General features: G+C 63.0%; 15 protein-coding genes and 1 pseudogene. 10 read left to right on the plus strand and 6 right to left on the minus strand.

All coding sequences use genetic code 11. From position 1 onward, the window contains the following. Positions 1 to 129: 129 nt before the first annotated feature. The 4 genes and pseudogenes from GM658_RS29405 to GM658_RS23375 all read left to right on the plus strand — a co-directional run. Positions 130 to 322 (plus strand): annotated as a pseudogene (locus GM658_RS29405) (IS21 family transposase); the annotation flags it as partial. Positions 323 to 394: 72 nt separating this feature from the next. Next, positions 395 to 943, plus strand: coding sequence for a hypothetical protein (locus GM658_RS23365; protein WP_155456472.1), 549 nt, complete (start codon positions 395 to 397; stop codon positions 941 to 943). Positions 944 to 991: 48 nt separating this feature from the next. Next, complete coding sequence (locus GM658_RS23370) at positions 992 to 1480, plus strand: hypothetical protein (RefSeq protein WP_155456473.1); 489 nt, start codon at positions 992 to 994, stop codon at positions 1478 to 1480. After that, positions 1477 to 2811, plus strand: coding sequence for a GAF domain-containing protein (locus GM658_RS23375; protein ID WP_155456474.1), 1335 nt, complete (start codon positions 1477 to 1479; stop codon positions 2809 to 2811). The genes GM658_RS23370 and GM658_RS23375 overlap by 4 nt, the downstream gene beginning before the upstream one ends. Here the strand turns inward: GM658_RS23375 and GM658_RS23380 are convergent, their stop codons facing one another. Next, the gene (locus tag GM658_RS23380) at positions 2812 to 3498 is read right to left on the minus strand and encodes a hemerythrin domain-containing protein (RefSeq protein ID WP_155456475.1); all 687 of its coding nucleotides are present in this window, start codon (positions 3496 to 3498) and stop codon (positions 2812 to 2814) included. It lies immediately after the preceding gene. 187 nt (positions 3499 to 3685) lie between these two features. On the opposite strand from GM658_RS23380, the gene GM658_RS23385 reads away from it, so the two are divergent. Beyond that, positions 3686 to 5101: a sulfatase family protein gene (locus GM658_RS23385; protein ID WP_155456476.1), complete on the plus strand. Its 1416-nt coding sequence runs from the start codon at positions 3686 to 3688 to the stop codon at positions 5099 to 5101. Between the two features lie 95 nt (positions 5102 to 5196). Here GM658_RS23385 and GM658_RS23390 read toward each other — a convergent pair whose 3' ends face one another. Beyond that, entirely contained in the window at positions 5197 to 6168 is a 972-nt protein-coding gene (locus tag GM658_RS23390) for a hypothetical protein (protein ID WP_155456477.1), read from the minus strand. 99 nt (positions 6169 to 6267) lie between these two features. On the opposite strand from GM658_RS23390, the gene GM658_RS23395 reads away from it, so the two are divergent. Beyond that, positions 6268 to 8124: a hybrid sensor histidine kinase/response regulator gene (locus GM658_RS23395; RefSeq protein ID WP_308613005.1), complete on the plus strand. Its 1857-nt coding sequence runs from the start codon at positions 6268 to 6270 to the stop codon at positions 8122 to 8124. A 41-nt stretch (positions 8125 to 8165) separates the two neighbouring features. Then, the gene (locus GM658_RS23400) at positions 8166 to 9449 is read left to right on the plus strand and encodes a PDZ domain-containing protein (protein WP_211841918.1); all 1284 of its coding nucleotides are present in this window, start codon (positions 8166 to 8168) and stop codon (positions 9447 to 9449) included. A 2-nt stretch (positions 9450 to 9451) separates the two neighbouring features. On the opposite strand, the gene GM658_RS23405 is transcribed toward GM658_RS23400, so the two are convergent. After that, positions 9452 to 9748: a PsiF family protein gene (locus GM658_RS23405; protein ID WP_155456479.1), complete on the minus strand. Its 297-nt coding sequence runs from the start codon at positions 9746 to 9748 to the stop codon at positions 9452 to 9454. A 104-nt stretch (positions 9749 to 9852) separates the two neighbouring features. Here GM658_RS23405 and GM658_RS23410 point away from each other — a divergent pair, with 104 nt between their 5' ends. Continuing rightward, entirely contained in the window at positions 9853 to 10101 is a 249-nt protein-coding gene (locus GM658_RS23410; RefSeq protein WP_155456480.1) for a DUF1059 domain-containing protein, read from the plus strand. Here the strand turns inward: GM658_RS23410 and GM658_RS23415 are convergent. Next, positions 10098 to 11255 carry a TIGR04552 family protein gene (locus GM658_RS23415; RefSeq protein ID WP_155456481.1) on the minus strand — a complete coding sequence of 386 codons (1158 nt, stop codon included), beginning with the start codon at positions 11253 to 11255 and terminating at the stop codon, positions 10098 to 10100. The genes GM658_RS23410 and GM658_RS23415 overlap by 4 nt on opposite strands. A 141-nt stretch (positions 11256 to 11396) precedes the next feature. On the opposite strand from GM658_RS23415, the gene GM658_RS23420 reads away from it, so the two are divergent. Both GM658_RS23420 and GM658_RS23425 read left to right on the plus strand, forming a co-directional pair. Continuing rightward, a complete protein-coding gene (locus tag GM658_RS23420; protein WP_155456482.1) occupies positions 11397 to 11954 on the plus strand; it encodes a DUF805 domain-containing protein in 558 nt (185 codons plus the stop codon). Between the two features lie 3 nt (positions 11955 to 11957). After that, complete coding sequence (locus tag GM658_RS23425; protein WP_155456483.1) at positions 11958 to 12452, plus strand: DUF805 domain-containing protein; 495 nt, start codon at positions 11958 to 11960, stop codon at positions 12450 to 12452. Here the strand turns inward: GM658_RS23425 and GM658_RS23430 are convergent. After that, positions 12430 to 13734 carry a DUF58 domain-containing protein gene (locus GM658_RS23430; protein WP_155456484.1) on the minus strand — a complete coding sequence of 435 codons (1305 nt, stop codon included), beginning with the start codon at positions 13732 to 13734 and terminating at the stop codon, positions 12430 to 12432. The genes GM658_RS23425 and GM658_RS23430 overlap by 23 nt on opposite strands. Further along, positions 13734 to 14726, minus strand: coding sequence for an AAA family ATPase (locus GM658_RS23435; protein WP_229417034.1), 993 nt, complete (start codon positions 14724 to 14726; stop codon positions 13734 to 13736). The genes GM658_RS23430 and GM658_RS23435 overlap by 1 nt, the downstream gene beginning before the upstream one ends. Between the last annotated feature and the right edge of the window lies 1 nt (position 14727).

Raw genomic sequence — 14727 nt, forward strand, 5'->3', positions numbered from 1 at the left:
GGCCAGCGGACTCCTCGACCATGCGCACCGCGCGCTCCATCACCTCTGGGGAAAACTTGGTAGATTTGCGTTTCATAAGCTCCATTCTCTCAAATGTTGGAGCCTCCCAGATTTCCGGTCCGGTTCACTGAGCCCTCCTATGCGGAGCGGCGATCAACTAGCGGACTGGATAAGTATTCGGTTCAGCTATCAGGCTGGCTCAAGGCCGAAGCAAGTAAGCCTCGCAAGCAGCGACGCAATTTGAAGCAACTGCACCTGGAGCTAAAGGAGCTTGGGTACGAAGGATCATATGACCGCGTGGCGGCGTTTGCCAGGCAGTGGAAGGCGGGTCAATCGGAATGGGTCAATTCGGCGAGCAAACGCACACTTTATGGCTATAGCGTTGGGAAAGATCGTGACTGAGCTTTTCGGACGTCGACTACCATTGTTGGCGCGCGTGTCCTTGCCCCTGATTGTCGTTTTATTCGGGCTCTATTCGTTGCCGTTCAGTACACTTCGCAAAGAAAATACCGGACCGATTGCAAATTTTGCTGATTGGAAAATTTCGGCAGACCATTTGGCTGTCTCTAAAGCCGCGATGCGTCTGAGCGATGGTGGCCGGATTCTCGCGGCCGATGAAATCGCCGGCGTCATTTCCCGGTTCGAAAATCATCCGCGCTTAGTCAGCACACGAGGAATCTATCTGGACCTGACGAAACCCTTTTTCGGGGAACAAGAATTCGCCGCCAGGTCTGCCTTGTACGGTTTTATCACAAACAATACCCTCCAGGATTTGGACAAGGTGCGTACCAGTCTCCGTGAACTCGACGTTTCAGTCGTCGTCCTGTATCGCAATCTGGATAGCAAAGATCGCAGAGACTTGATGCTCGAAGAGCAATATCAATTACAAAGCGTTATAAACGGCTACTCCATATGGGTAAGGAACCAGCGAGAGCATAGTTAGGTCGTCGGATTCCACTGACACCTCGGTGAGGTGCGCTAGAATGTTGTCATGAGTGCACCAACCCTCGACCCCGGCCAGATCGCCTTCATGCGCAGCGGCGTATCGATCAGCGTGGCCAGTTGCGACCGCAACGGCATGCCGCAGCTGGTGCGCGCCATCGGCTGCCGCGTCAGCGACGACGGCCGCCGCGTCACCGTCTTCGTGCCGGAAAAGAAATCGCAGGCGGTGCAGCGCGATATCTTTGCCACCGGTGCCATTGCGGTGGCCTTCACCCAGCCGTCGACCCACCGCACCATGCAGCTGAAAAGCCGCGATGCCCGGGTGTCGGCGCTGCAGCCGGACGATGTCCAGCTGGTCGAGGCCTACCGCGACGCCTTCGTAGCCGAGGTGGGCGCAATCGGCTTCCGCGAGGCGATGGTGCGCACGCTGCTTTCCTGCCTGCCGGAGGAGTTGGTCGCGCTGAGCTTCTGTCCCAGTGAAGCCTATAGCCAGACGCCCGGCCCCAACGCCGGCAAGAAGCTGGAGGCCGGGGAATGAGCGCCATCATGCTCGACACCATCCGCGAGTGTTTTGAGGGCGTGATCCCCGCAGTGCTCGGCACGGCCGACCTGGACGGCATGCCGAATGCCTCTTACCTCTCGCAGGTGCAATACATGGACCGCGAACATATCGCGCTGTCCTACCAGTTCTTCAACAAGACGCGCGCCAACATCCTGGCCAACCCGAACGCGCGGCTGAAGGTCGTCAACCCGCATACCGGAGCGCAGTACACGCTGGCGCTGCAATACCTGCGCACCGAAACCTCGGGCCAGCTGTTCGAAAGCATGAAGGCCAAGCTGGCCGGCCTTGCCTCGCACGTGGGCATGGCCGGCGTATTCAGGTTGCTTGGCTCGGACGTGTTCCGCGTCACGGAAATCGTCTGCGTCGACCGCGACGTGGCGCCCCCTCCACCGCCGCCGCGCAATACGCTGGCCGCGCTGCGCCTGTGCTCCGAACGCTTGCTGGCCTGCCGTGACCTGGCGCAGTTGTTCGACGAAACCATGGCCTGCCTGGACGAGAAGCTGGGCATCAGCCATGCCATGCTGCTGCTGCACGATCCACAGGCGGGCTGCCTGTACACAGTGGCCAGCCATGGCTATGAACATTCGGGCGTAGGCTGGGAAATCCCGCTGGGGCAGGGCGTGATCGGCGTGGCGGCGCGCGAAGGCACGGCGATCCGCATCAGTCATATGACGGCCGAATATAGCTACAGCCGCGCGATCCGCCAGCAGGCGGAAGGCAGCGGCCTTGCGCAGTCCCTGCAGACCGAAATCCCGTTCCCCGGCTTGGCCGAATCGCGCAGCCAGCTGGCCGTGCCGATCCAGGGCTGCGAGCGCCTGCTCGGCGTGCTGTACGTGGAAAGCCCGCAGGACCTGCGCTTCACCTACGACGATGAAGACGCGCTGGTGACGCTGTGCGGTCAACTGGCGATGGCCATGCATATCATGCAGAACGTTCCTGCGCCCGAACCGGAACCGGAACTGGAGTCGGCGCCGGCTGTACAAGGGGCGCCTTTGGTGGTGCGCCATTTCGCCGATAACGACTGCGTTTTCTTCGGCAACGATTACATGATCAAGGGCGTGGCCGGCGCCGTATTGTGGGCGCTGCTGCAGGACTTTGTCGCGCATGGCAAGACCGCCTTCAGCAACCGCGAACTGCGGCTGGACCAGCGCGTGCGCCTGCCCGACGTCAGCGACAACCTGGAAGCGCGCCTGGTGCTGCTGGCGCGGCGCCTGTGCGAACGCGAGGCGCCTGTGCGCATTGAAAAGACGGGGCGCGGACATTTCCGCTTATGCGTCCAGCGTCCCTTGCAGTTGGCGGAAGCCTGATTATGCCGCCAGTGCCGGCGGCGCAGCCAGCGCTGCATCCAGCTTGGCCGCATCGCGCTCGCTGATCAAGCTGCGCGCCATGGCCAGCACACCTTCAAAAACCGGCGGCGGCATGCCGGCGCGCATGCCAAGCAGCATGCCTGCGCGTTCGGCCGGATTCAGCGCCGGGATCATCCAGCGCATGGTGGCCTGCATTTCCTCCGGCGGGATCACGGCCAGGATGCGTTCATGGATCGCATGCAGTTCCTCATCCGAATAGCAGGCCCACAGCACGGCATTGTGCTCGGTCTCCTCCAGGTTCATATGCACCAGGTTTTCGCCGACGAACACCGACAGCTGCAGGTGCAGGTGGTCCAAGTGCTGGAAGCGCGCGGCGCCGATGGCGCTGGCGCAGTGATCGCACAGTGCCAGCAGCTTGTCGATGGCCCAGTCGTGATGGTCGTGGTCGCCCTCCGCCACTTGCGCGGAGCCGCGTCGGCGCGCGTTCATCGCGGGGTGCACGAAGTCGTGCTCATGCTGCAGGTGCTTGCGCATCATGGACAGCAGCTCGCGCACCTGCGCCAGCGCGCCCTGCAAGTCGTCGTTATCGGCCGCATCGGTGCGGGACAGGCGCGCTTGGGTATCGCTCATGAAGTTGCGCAGCGCCTTATGGATGCCGGCGTACATATTGATTCGTGGTTTGTTCATTTCATTTGTCCTCGGGTTGGTACGAAGACAATGGTAGGCATTAGGACATCAGCGCGTTCTTAAAAACTCCCTCAGCAAACCTTAAAAACTTCTTAAGTTATTCGGCGGCGCCTAATAATGGTATCTGAAACGATTCGTTCCTTGCGGTAAGGGTAGCTGCATATGATGCGGCGAAAGGAGAAACGATATGAGCGTTATCAACCGCAAGCGCCGAGCCGTAGTCGGAGGCTTATCCACGCTGGCGCTGGCGCCTGCCGCAGTACTTGGCGCCGCCGCCGCGAAACCCGCTGCCCCGCCAAACATCCTGTTCATCCTGGCCGACGACATGGGCTGGGGCGACCTTAGCGTGTACGGCCAGACCGAATACCGTACGCCGCACCTGGACAAACTGGCCAGGCAGGGCGTCCGCCTGACTCAGGCCTACTCCAACTCCGCTGTTTGCTCGGCCACGCGTTTCGGCCTGATCACGGGCCGCTACCAGTACCGCCTGCGCGGTGGACTGGAGGAGCCGATTTCCGGAACGGGCAATCACGGCTTGCCGCCCGAGCATCCGACGCTTCCGTCCTTGCTGAAGCAGGCCGGCTATAGCACCGCCTTGTTCGGCAAATGGCATTTGGGCTATCTGCCGGCTTTCGGCCCCCTGAAAAGCGGCTATGACAGTTTCTTCGGCAATTATGGCGGCGCCATCGACTACTTCACGCACAAGCCGGGTGTCGGCCCGAACGTCAAGGAAGACCTGTACGAAGGCGAAGTGCCGGTCAGCCAGGTTGGCTATTACACTGACTTGCTCGGCGATCGTGCCGCCAATTACATCGGCAAGCAAGACCGCAGCAAACCATTCTTCCTGTCGCTGCATTACACCGCGCCGCACTGGCCATGGGAAGGGCCAAAGGATGAAGAAGTCTCACGCTCCATCAGCGCTATCTCCCACTACGATGGCGGCAACCTGGAAACCTATGGCCGCATGGTGGAAGCGCTGGACGCCTCGATTGGCCGTGTATTGGCAGCCCTGGAGCGGCGTGGCCTGGCCGAGAATACCATCGTCATTTTCACCAGCGATAATGGCGGTGAGCGCTTTTCGCGCACCTGGCCATTCAGCGGGCAAAAGTCCGAACTGCTGGAAGGCGGCATCCGCGTGCCCGGCCTGGTGCGCTGGCCGGCGCGCATCAAGCCCGGCCAGGTCAGCCAGCAGGTGGCCATCAGCATGGACTGGCTGCCCACGCTGCTGGCGGCGGCGGGCACCGCACCCGATCCGGCTTATCCGCCGGATGGCGCCAACCTGCTGCCGGTGTTGCTGGGCGAGCAGGGCGTGCAGCCGCGCAGCCTCTATTGGCGCTACAAGGCCAATGCGCAGCGAGCATTGCGCGACGGGGACTGGAAATACCTGAAAATCCGCGAGCAGGAATTCCTGTTCAACCTGGCCCTGGACCAGCGCGAACGCGCCAACCTTGCACAGCGCGAGCCGGAACGCCTGGCAGCCCTGCGCGCGCAGTGGGAGCGCTGGGATGCCGGGATGCTGCCGATCAGTGCCGATGTGCGCACGTACGGCGTCAGCGGCCGCGTGCAGGCCGATAAATACGGGCCAGAGTCAAACGGTAAGTAAAGTCGGGGTAAATAAAGTCGGGGTCAGCTCTGGCAATCGGACATGAATTTCGCATCGCGAAATTCATGTCCGATTGCCAGAGCTGACCCCGACTTTTAAGGTGAACGCTGCCGCGTTTTCAGGGTAGTGCCGTCGGGGCCGAACAGGAGGACGTGCTCGCCCATGCGCGGGCGGCCGTCGGGGCCGGGCTCGAGCGGGACGGGCGGGGTGGACTGGTAGAGCCAGACTTCGCGTCCGCTGTCGAAGCGCCTGCTGAGCTGGGGCGGACCGAAGGCGGCCAGGGCTGCCTTGCGGTCGCGTGGGGCGGCGGGGCTGGCGGGCGGCGGGTCGTCCATGTATTCAAAGCTGAGCAGGGTGTCGTCCGGCCAGCTGCGGTCCCAGATCGGGGCGAAGTAGCTGCGGTCGAGCAACACCTGGCAATCGCAGTAGGGCATTTCGCTGGCGGGCGGATTGCCGGCGTACAGGTCGTGGAAGGGCAGGGTGGCGCGCCGTTCGCCAGCCTCCAGGGTGATGGAGAACAGTGGGCGTTCCGTGAAGAACATGTAATTGCCCTGTGGGTCGCTGCAGACTTTATCAGGGCTGCGCAGGTACTCATCCAGCCAGGCGAACAGGTGGGCGTTGTTGGAGACCAGTCCGGCCTCCATGCCGACCAGGCATTCCAGCCGCAGGTCGCCCAGGCGCCGCCTGCCTTCCGGTACGCCTGGGCTGCGCACCTCCGCGCGCCAAGTCATGGACAGCGTCTTGCGGTTGGCCAGCACGGCGGCATCTTCGCGCCACAGCTGCGCGTCGGCATCGAGGGTGAAGCTGTTGTCGGCGGCTATTGCCACCGGCTTGGCCGTGGTGTCGCCCACCACCTTCAGCTTGATGCCGCGCATGTCCGTGCCCGGCTGGCGGGGCAGGAGGCGGAAGCGCAGTGTCGCCTGCGGCGCCAGCGCGTGCTCGCGCCGGAATAACTCCACGCCTTGCAGCATCTTGCGGTACGATTTGTCCACCGGCGAGCGGGTGCTGGGGACTTCCACCGTGGGGACCGACAAGGCCGCGGCTAGCAGCAAAGCAGTTTTCCACATAATTTCAGATTGTGGCATCCTCCTGTAATCAATGCATCCAGAATGCGCCAGCAGTGCGCACATTTACTGATGATCAATGACCCGCCTGTGCTTGAGAGTTTGTCTACCCGTTATGAACTTCTGGTGGCCAACATCAGCGACTATGCGATCTATATGTTGGACACAGGGGGCCGCATCAGCAGCTGGAACGCGGGCGCCCAGCGCTTTAACGGCATCAGTGAACGGGAGGCGCTCGGCACGCATTTTTCACGCTTCCATACGCCGGAAGACCGTGAGGCGGGCCTGCCGCAGCAGGCCCTGGCCACGGCTTTGCGCGAAGGCCGCTATGAGGCCGAGGTCTGGCGCGTGCGCAAGGACGGCACGCGTTTCTGGGCCAGCGTGGTGATCGACCCGATCTTCACACACGAAGGCGAGCATGTGGGCTTCGCCAATATCACGCGCGACATCACGGAGCGCAAGCAGGCGGAGGAAGCGCTGCGTGAAAGCGAGCAGCGTTTCCGCCTGCTGGTGCAGGGCGTGATCGATTATGCGATCTACATGCTGTCGCCCGAGGGCCTGATTACCAACTGGAACCTGGGCGCCGAACGCATCAAGGGCTATGCGCCGGAGGAGGTGCTCGGCACCCATTACCGCCGCTTCTTCACGGAGCCGGACAGGGCCAGCGGCGTGCCGGAGCGGGCGCTGGAAATTGCTGCGCGCGAGGGGCGCTATGAGAGCGAGGGCTGGCGCGTGCGCAAGGATGGCACGCAATTCTGGGCCCATGCCGTGGTCGATGCGCTCTATGACGATGACGGCTCGCTGCTCGGCTTCGCCAAAGTCACCCGCGACAACACCGAGCAGCGCAAGGCGCAGGAGTCGCTGGAGCAGGCGCGCGCAGCACTGTTCCAGGCGCAGAAAATGGAATCGATCGGCCAGCTCACGGGCGGCGTCGCGCACGACTTCAACAACCTGCTGGCGGTGGTCTCGAACGGCATCGATATCCTGCGTACCGCGCCGACGCAAGAGGCCAGTGCGCGCGTCCTGGACAGCATGCGGCGCGCGGTGGACCGCGGCGCCTCCCTGACGCAGCAGTTGCTGGCCTTCGCCCGCCAGCAGCCGCTGGCGCCCAGCGTGCATCAGTTGAACCGCCTGGTGAACGGCTTCGAGGGCGTGCTGCGGCGCGCGGCCGGGCCGCTGATGCGCTTCGAAATGGACCTCGATCCCCACCTGCGGCCGGCCTCGATCGACGAGGCGCGTTTCGAGGCTGCGCTATTGAACCTGGTGGTCAATGCACGTGACGCCATGCCGGAAGGCGGCACGCTGGAAGTCACCACGCGCAACGTCACCCTGGCAGAAAACCAGGCTGGGGCCCTGCCGGCAGGCGATTATGTGCGCGTGAGCGTGGCCGATACCGGCAGCGGCATGAGCGAAGAGGTGCGCCAGCGTGCCTTCGAGCCGTTTTACACCACCAAGGAAGTGGGCAAGGGCACTGGCCTGGGCTTGAGCCAGGTGTATGGCTTCATGGCCCAATCGGGAGGGGCCGTGACAATCGATACCGAAATCGGCAAAGGCACCACGGTGAACCTGTACCTGCCGGCGCTGGAAGGAGCGTTGCCGGAAGTGCGCTCGATGCGCGGCGGGCGCGAAGAGCGGGTGCTGATCGTGGAGGACGATCCGCTGGTGATGGAATCGGCGCGCGAGCTCTTCCAGAGCATGGGCTACAGCACCGTGCACGCCAGCGACGCGGCCGATGCGCTGCGCACGCTGCAGCGCGATGGCGAATTCGACGTTCTGTTCAGCGACGTGATGATGCCGAACGGGATGTCGGGCCTGGACCTGGCGCGCGAAGTGCGCAAGGGCTACCCGGCCATCAAGATTATCCTGGCCTCCGGTTTCCCGCAGGCTGACGAAGAATTTTCCATCGTCGGCAAGCCTTACCGCCTGGCCGACCTGGCCCGCCAGCTGCGCATGGGCTGAGGTACACTCTACGCCTTTACAGAAGCCGTAGGGGAGACACGATGAAAAAACTGGTATTGGGGGGACTTGCCATGCTGATGGCCGGCAGCGCCATGGCGGCAACGGTGCAGGACGTGGCGGAGCGCTACCGCAAGCTGGCGCTGGCGATCGGCCAGCATGACAGCAGCTATGTCGATGCCTATTACGGCCCGCCGGAACTGGAACAGCAGGCGGCGAAGAACAAGCAAAGCCTGGCTTCGATCAAGTCGGACGTGGCGCTGGCGCAGCGCGACATCGCGCAGCAAAAGGCCCGCGACGCCGACGAGGCGCTGCGCATCGAATTCCTGTCCAAGCAGCTGAAGGCTATGCATGCCCGCGTCGAGATGCTGGAAGGCCGCAAGTTCAGCTTCGACGAAGAGACCGCGCTGCTGTATGACGCGGTGACCCCGCACCACGACCGCGCCTATTACATGGCGCTGGTGGCGCAGGTGGACAAACTGCTGCCCGGGACCGAGCCGCTGCCGGAACGCCTGAAGGCCTTCCGCGCCAAACTGGTGATCCCGAAAGACAAGCTGAAGGCGGTATTCGACGCATCGATCGCGGCCTGCCGCGAGCGCACGGCGGCCTTCATGGAGCTGCCGAAGAACGAAAGCTTTGTGCTGGAATTCGTGACCAACAAGCCATGGTCCGGCTATAACTGGTACAAGGGCAATGCGCACAGCCTGATCCAGATCAACACCGAATTCCCGATCTATATCGACCGTGCGGTGGACCTGGGCTGCCACGAAGGCTATCCCGGCCACCACGTCTACAATGCCTTGCTGGAGCAGTCGCTGGTCAAACAGCGCAACTGGGTGGAGTTCAGCGTGTACCCGCTGTTCTCGCCGATGTCGCTGATTGCCGAGGGCAGCGCGAACTATGGCATCGAGATGGCTTTCCCCGATGAGGAGCGCCTCGCTTTTGAGCAGAAGGTGCTGTACCCGCTGGCGGGCCTGGATCCGGCGCTGGCGCCGCAATATGCACAGCTATTGAAGCTGCTGGGTAAGCTGAGCTACTCCGACAACGATGCGGCGCAAGCCTACCTGGAAGGGAAATGGACCCGCGAGCAAACCATCGAGTGGCTGGTGAATGTGTCGCTGTACCCGCCGGAGAAATCGGCGCAGCGCCTATCCTTCTATGACGCCAATCGCGGCTACGTGATCAACTACAACCTGGGCAAGGACATGGTCAAGGCCTGGACTGAAAAACATGTGACGGCCACCGATCCGGCGGCCGCCCGCAAGCAGCGCTGGGAAGCATTCAAGAGTTTGCTCTCGTCGCCGCGCCTGCCTTCCGGTCTTCGCTAGGCTTAAGCAGCTTTCTTGGAGCTCAGGCATTCCTTCATGAATGCCTTGCGCTCATCGCCCTTCTTGCCTGCCGCGTCGGCGTTGCAGGTCTTCATCTTGTCCTGCTGCGTCGCCGGCGCGGCAGGCTTTGCGCTCAGGCATTGCTTCATGAAGGCTTTGCGCTCATCGCCTTTCTTGCCTTCCGCTTCCTTATTGCAGGTCGTCATCTTCATTTGCTGGGGAGTCTTCGCCGGAGCCGGGTCCGCGGCAAAGGCAGCGGAACAAGACAGGGCCAGCACAGCAATGATCAGTTTTTTCATGGGCGGTTCCTCGTAACAGTTGGGTTGGTCTGCGCTTGTAACTATACATAGTTTTTGGCGGGCAAACACCTATAGTGTAAGTAGCTCTTCTGAAGGAGATTGCCATGAGCCGCAAATTCATCGATTGCCGGGAATTCCCCGGCGACACCTATTGCAGCGTTGCTATTTCGGCAGACAGCGAAGACGAACTGATTGAGATCGCCGTGCAGCATGCCATTTCGGCCCACAAGCATGCGGACAGCCCGGAACTGCGCAGCGCCATCCGCAGCATGATGCATGACGGCATGCCGCCGGAACATGTGATGCCCCCCGGCGCCAGCACGGGCGCAGCGGAAAGCGCACACCGGCACTAAGCCGCGCGCGCCGCAGTAGGCTGGGCTTCCAGGTAGCGGATCAGGTCGCGGCCCAGCACGCGCAGGCGTGCCGTGTCGACCTGGCGTTTTTTATAGGCGTCATGGCTGGCTGGACCTTCCAGCGTGCGGCCATGGCTGGCCTTGTCCATCAGCTGGATTTCATATTCGAAGAAGAAGCCGACGTCATAGTCCGGGCCGCTTGTCGCCGGATCGTCCGACGGCACGTGGATCATCTTGCGCACGGTGACCTGGATGCTATTGAAGCCGGCGCCGCTGTGCGGGTTGTCGGCGCGCGTCTGCGGCGAGGATATCTCCATCATTTCCGCATCCATTTTTTGCAGCAGTTCGGCCGGATAGCCGTCGGCGGCTTCCAGCAGGCAGCGGTATTGGGTGAACACTTCCTTGGCCGCTTCCATGTCGAGCAAGGTGTTGCGGGTGCGCTGGGAATCGACGTTGGTCACCGAAATTACATGCGCGCGCTGCAGGGTGCGCAGGGCCAGCAGGCATTCAAAACGGGTGTTGAACACCATGCGCACGCCAAGGTGGTCGAAGATGTCGGCTGCCAGGTAGGCGGCTTTTTGCAGCAGCTTGAGCAGGATGCTGGCGCGGCTCTTGTTGTTCTTGCGGTCAAAGTGCAGCAAAGGCAGGCAAATCTCGCCATCGCTCAGGTAATGCTGGCCATCTTCTTCGCGGATCACCTCATCCAGGCTGGCAAAAACCTGCTGGCGGATGGTGTTGAAATAGCGCAGTTTGAGGTTGTTATCGATGTAGAAAACGCCATGCATCACCTTCAGCACGGCGCAGGACCACATGCGGCGCAGTTCGACCTGCTCGTTGCCGTGCAGGGAGGCGAATACCAGCAAGTCCAGCGGGTCTTCCGGCAGCCGCACTTCCGCCGGGATCAGGGCTGCTTGTTCGGGTGTCAGGAAGGTGGTGCACACGAAGTCGAGCGCTTCACCGTGGGCTTTGGCGATCACTTCGCAGGCATGCGGATTGTCGATGTCGAAGCCGTATTCGCGCACGAATTCGCGCGCGTCGTGATGGTTGCGCAGGGCCAGTCCACCGAGGTCGATTGCCGACACGCCGGATGCGATGGCATTCAGGTAAGTCCAGTTCAGGGAAAACTTGCCCTGGCACTTTAGTGATGGATGCATGGTAAGGAAAGTATTGCAGCGTTGGGTGCATGCCGCAAGGTGAGGTGTTGTTTGCAGATCGTACTTGTGTGTTACTAAATAACTAATGTAAGATTTTCTCGGTGGTAACTTTTATAACGAAATAATTAGACAGGAACGACCGTGACCAATCCGTATTCCATGCCGCAAGCAGAGCTGACCGAAACCGTCGGCGACGAAACCTATGAACCGAAGTTTTTTGCCCTTGATGGCCGTATTGGCCGCGTGCGCTACTGGGCGTACAGCATTGGCTGGGGTTTGCTGATACTGCCGGTGATTATCCTGACCACCGGCCTGGGCGCATTGACCGGCTCCTTCAGTAATTCTGCCGGCGCCGGCGGCCTGATCGGCATGGGGATCAGCTATTTGTTGTCCACTGCTATTGGGATTCTGCTGGCACGCCGCCGTCTGGCGGACCTGGGGCAAACGCGTTGGTTGGCAGCGTTGATGGCGGTCCCCTACTTGAATGGACTTTTCGGGCTATACCTGCTGTTCGCACCAGGCGACGTGGACTCCAATGAGTACGGCCCGGCACCAGAAGCGAATTCGACGGGCGTGAAATTGCTGGCCTGGATTCCGGCTGTTCTGTTCATCCTCGGTATCGTTGCCGCCATCGCCATCCCGGCATATTCCGGCTACGCAGCCAAGGCACGCGCCGCACAAATGAGTAATGGCCAGTAATTGATGCAAAACCCTTACGCCGCGCCGCAGGCGGGCCTCGAGTTTCCGCTCGAAGCTGCCGGCGCGACGCGGCTGTTTGCATGGAATAGCCGTATTGGACGTGCGCGCTTCGTGGCGTACACCTTTGCCGGCCTGGTGTTCGCGGTTTTCTATTTTGCGGCCGTGGGCGCCGTTGGCAGGGCGCTCGATAGGTACTACATCCCTGGTGACATGGCCGTGTGGGGGCACATGGCGATCGTGTTTCTGGCGCCTGTGCTGGCCCTGGTGAATGCGACGCGCCGCCGCCTGCACGATTTCGATGTCAGTGCCTGGTGGGCTCTATTCCTGCTGTTCCCAATCTTCCAGTTTGTTTTCCTGATCTACCTGCTGGTGGCTCCAGGCACACCGAACGCCAATCGGTTTGGGCCGGTGCCGCCGCCCACTGAGCGCAGCGTCTTGGCTGCGGCGGTGCTGGGCGGTCTGGCCTTGCTGTGGCTTACAGTGCTCCGCTCTCCTTGATATCGAGGTAGCGGTTGAGGAGGGCGCTGGCCAACTGTTCGGGCGCGACGTCGACCAGGTGGCCGGCGCGCAGGCCGAGGCGGCGGATGGCTTCCTGGCGCTGTTGCAGGTAATGCTCGCTGGCGGCCAGGCGCAAGGCGTCGTCGAAGCCGTTCACCGGTGCGGTGCTGGCGGCATCCAGCGCGCGCTCGCGCAGGCTGGCGCACATCACCAGGTGGCGCGAGGACAGCAGGTCCACGGCCTGGCGCAAGGCCACATCATCTTCGTCGCGCACGTTCGTTACCAGCACCACAAAGGCGCGGCGGCCCAGGCGGTTCAGCAAGTCGTTGGCGGCGCGCAGGTAGTCGGGTGCGGCTTCGCCCGGCTGCAGGTCGTACACGCCGGCCAGCGTGCGGTCCAGGCCTATGCGGCCCTTGGCTGGCGGCAGCCAGCGGTTGTCCACGCCGAAACTCATCAAACCCACGGCATCGCCCTGCTTGCCGGCCACGAAGGCCAGCGTCAGTACGGCGTACAAGGCATGGTCGAAGTGGCTGGTGTCGCCGTCGCGCGCCAGCATGCGGCGGCCGGTGTCGAGCAGGAATACCACCTGCTGGTCGCGTTCGAGCTGGTATTCGCGGCTGATCGGCTTGCGGTGGCGCGCCGTGGCTTTCCAATCAATCGAGCGCAGGCTGTCGCCGCGCCGGTACTCGCGCAGCTGGCGGAAATCGGTGCCTTCGCCGCGCTGGCGCTTGACCAGCGAACCGGCGGTGGGCGCCTGGCGGTCGGTGGCGCGCAGGGCTTGTCCCAGCAGGCGCGCCACATCGGGGAAGACCTTGGCCGTTTGCTGCGGGCCGATGCGGTGGGTCGCTTGCCACAGGCCGAGCGGGCCGGCGATGCGCAGCCACGGCGTGCCGAATTCGCCGTCGCCGCGCTCCAATGGGCGTACGCGGTAGGCTATGGTGGAGAAGGCGCCCGGCGCCAGCCGCGTTGCGTGCGGCATGCCTTCCAGTTCCCAGCCCGCCGGGTAATCGTCGAACACGTCGAGCTGCAACGGCGCCGCGCCTTCGTTGTGGACGGTCAGGCGCACGTCGTGCCAGGCGCCGACAGGCAGCACGCCGGCCAGCTGGCGCTCGGCGCGCAAGGCGGGCCGGCGGCGCGCCAGCAGGGCGTCGGCGCCGGCCGCCAGCAGCAGAGCGCCGCCCAGCACCTGCCAGGGCAGCTGCAACTGCGGCCACACGCTGGCAGGCACGCCAAGCGCGGTCAGCCCCAGCAGGGCGTGGAACATACGGCGGGTTGGCTTCATCAGTTGCGCGGCGCGGCGACGGATTCGATCAGGGCGGCCAGCACGTCGTCCGCGCTCAGGCCATCGAGTTCGCTTTCCGGCGACAATGCAATGCGGTGGCGCAGCACGGGCAGGCTGGCTTTCTTGATGTCGTCCGGGGTGGCGTAATCGCGGCCGCCCATCAGGGCCATGGCGCGCGCCAGGCGGATCAAGGCGATGCTGCCGCGCGGGCCGGCGCCGACAGATACGCCGGGCCATTGGCGCGTTGCGCGCACCATGCGCACGGCGTAGTTGGCGACGGCGTCGTCGACGCGGATGCGCGCCACCAGCTGCTGCAGGGCGACCAGGGTTTCCGGCTTGATCAGGGTGCGCACCTGGGCCACTTCCAGCGAATCGCCGACGCGGTCCTGGGTCACGGCCAGCAGCATCGCGGTTTCTTCCTTCTCGCTCGGATAGGCGATTTGCGCCTTGATCAGGAAGCGGTCCAATTGCGCCTCCGGCAGCGGGTAGGTGCCTTCGCTTTCCAGCGGATTCTGGGTCGCCAGCACCATGAAGGGGGCGGCCAGCGTATGTGCTTCGCCTTCAATGGTGACCTGGCGTTCCTGCATCGCTTCCAGCAGCGCGGATTGGGTCTTGGCCGGCGCGCGGTTGATTTCGTCGGCCAGCAGCAGGTGGGTGAACACCGGGCCCTTGCGGATGCTGAAGGTCTGCTGGCGCTGGTCGAACACGGCGTGGCCCATCACGTCGGCCGGCATCAGGTCTGGCGTGAACTGGATGCGCGAGAAGTCGCCGGAGAAGGTCTTGGCCAGCGCCTTGACCAGCAGGGTCTTGCCCAGTCCTGGCACGCCTTCCAGCAGCACGTGGCCGCCCGCCAGGCAGCAGGCCAGTACCTGCTCCACGACTGCCTGCTGGCCGACGATGGCGCGTCCGATTTCCTCGCGCAGCTTCTGCACGATGTCGACTGCTTGCGACAGGCGATCGGCCGGGATGGCGTTGTTGGTTGGGGTGGACATG

This window comes from Massilia eburnea, assembly GCF_009720745.1.
Taxonomy (GTDB): domain Bacteria; phylum Pseudomonadota; class Gammaproteobacteria; order Burkholderiales; family Burkholderiaceae_D; genus Rugamonas; species Rugamonas eburnea.

Bases quoted from the DNA above. Each gene is read 5' to 3' on its own strand.
- GM658_RS23370 (WP_155456473.1), top strand. From the start codon at position 992: ATGAGTGCACCAACCCTCGACCCCGGCCAGATCGCCTTCATGCGCAGC.
- GM658_RS23375 (WP_155456474.1), top strand. From the start codon at position 1,477: ATGAGCGCCATCATGCTCGACACCATCCGCGAGTGTTTTGAGGGCGTG.
- GM658_RS23380 (WP_155456475.1), bottom strand. From the start codon at position 3,498: ATGAACAAACCACGAATCAATATGTACGCCGGCATCCATAAGGCGCTG.
- GM658_RS23385 (WP_155456476.1), top strand. From the start codon at position 3,686: ATGAGCGTTATCAACCGCAAGCGCCGAGCCGTAGTCGGAGGCTTATCC.
- GM658_RS23390 (WP_155456477.1), bottom strand. From the start codon at position 6,168: ATGTGGAAAACTGCTTTGCTGCTAGCCGCGGCCTTGTCGGTCCCCACG.
- GM658_RS23400 (WP_211841918.1), top strand. From the start codon at position 8,166: ATGAAAAAACTGGTATTGGGGGGACTTGCCATGCTGATGGCCGGCAGC.
- GM658_RS23405 (WP_155456479.1), bottom strand. From the start codon at position 9,748: ATGAAAAAACTGATCATTGCTGTGCTGGCCCTGTCTTGTTCCGCTGCC.
- GM658_RS23410 (WP_155456480.1), top strand. From the start codon at position 9,853: ATGAGCCGCAAATTCATCGATTGCCGGGAATTCCCCGGCGACACCTAT.
- GM658_RS23415 (WP_155456481.1), bottom strand. From the start codon at position 11,255: ATGCATCCATCACTAAAGTGCCAGGGCAAGTTTTCCCTGAACTGGACT.
- GM658_RS23425 (WP_155456483.1), top strand. From the start codon at position 11,958: ATGCAAAACCCTTACGCCGCGCCGCAGGCGGGCCTCGAGTTTCCGCTC.
- GM658_RS23430 (WP_155456484.1), bottom strand. From the start codon at position 13,734: ATGAAGCCAACCCGCCGTATGTTCCACGCCCTGCTGGGGCTGACCGCG.
- GM658_RS23435 (WP_229417034.1), bottom strand. From the start codon at position 14,726: ATGTCCACCCCAACCAACAACGCCATCCCGGCCGATCGCCTGTCGCAA.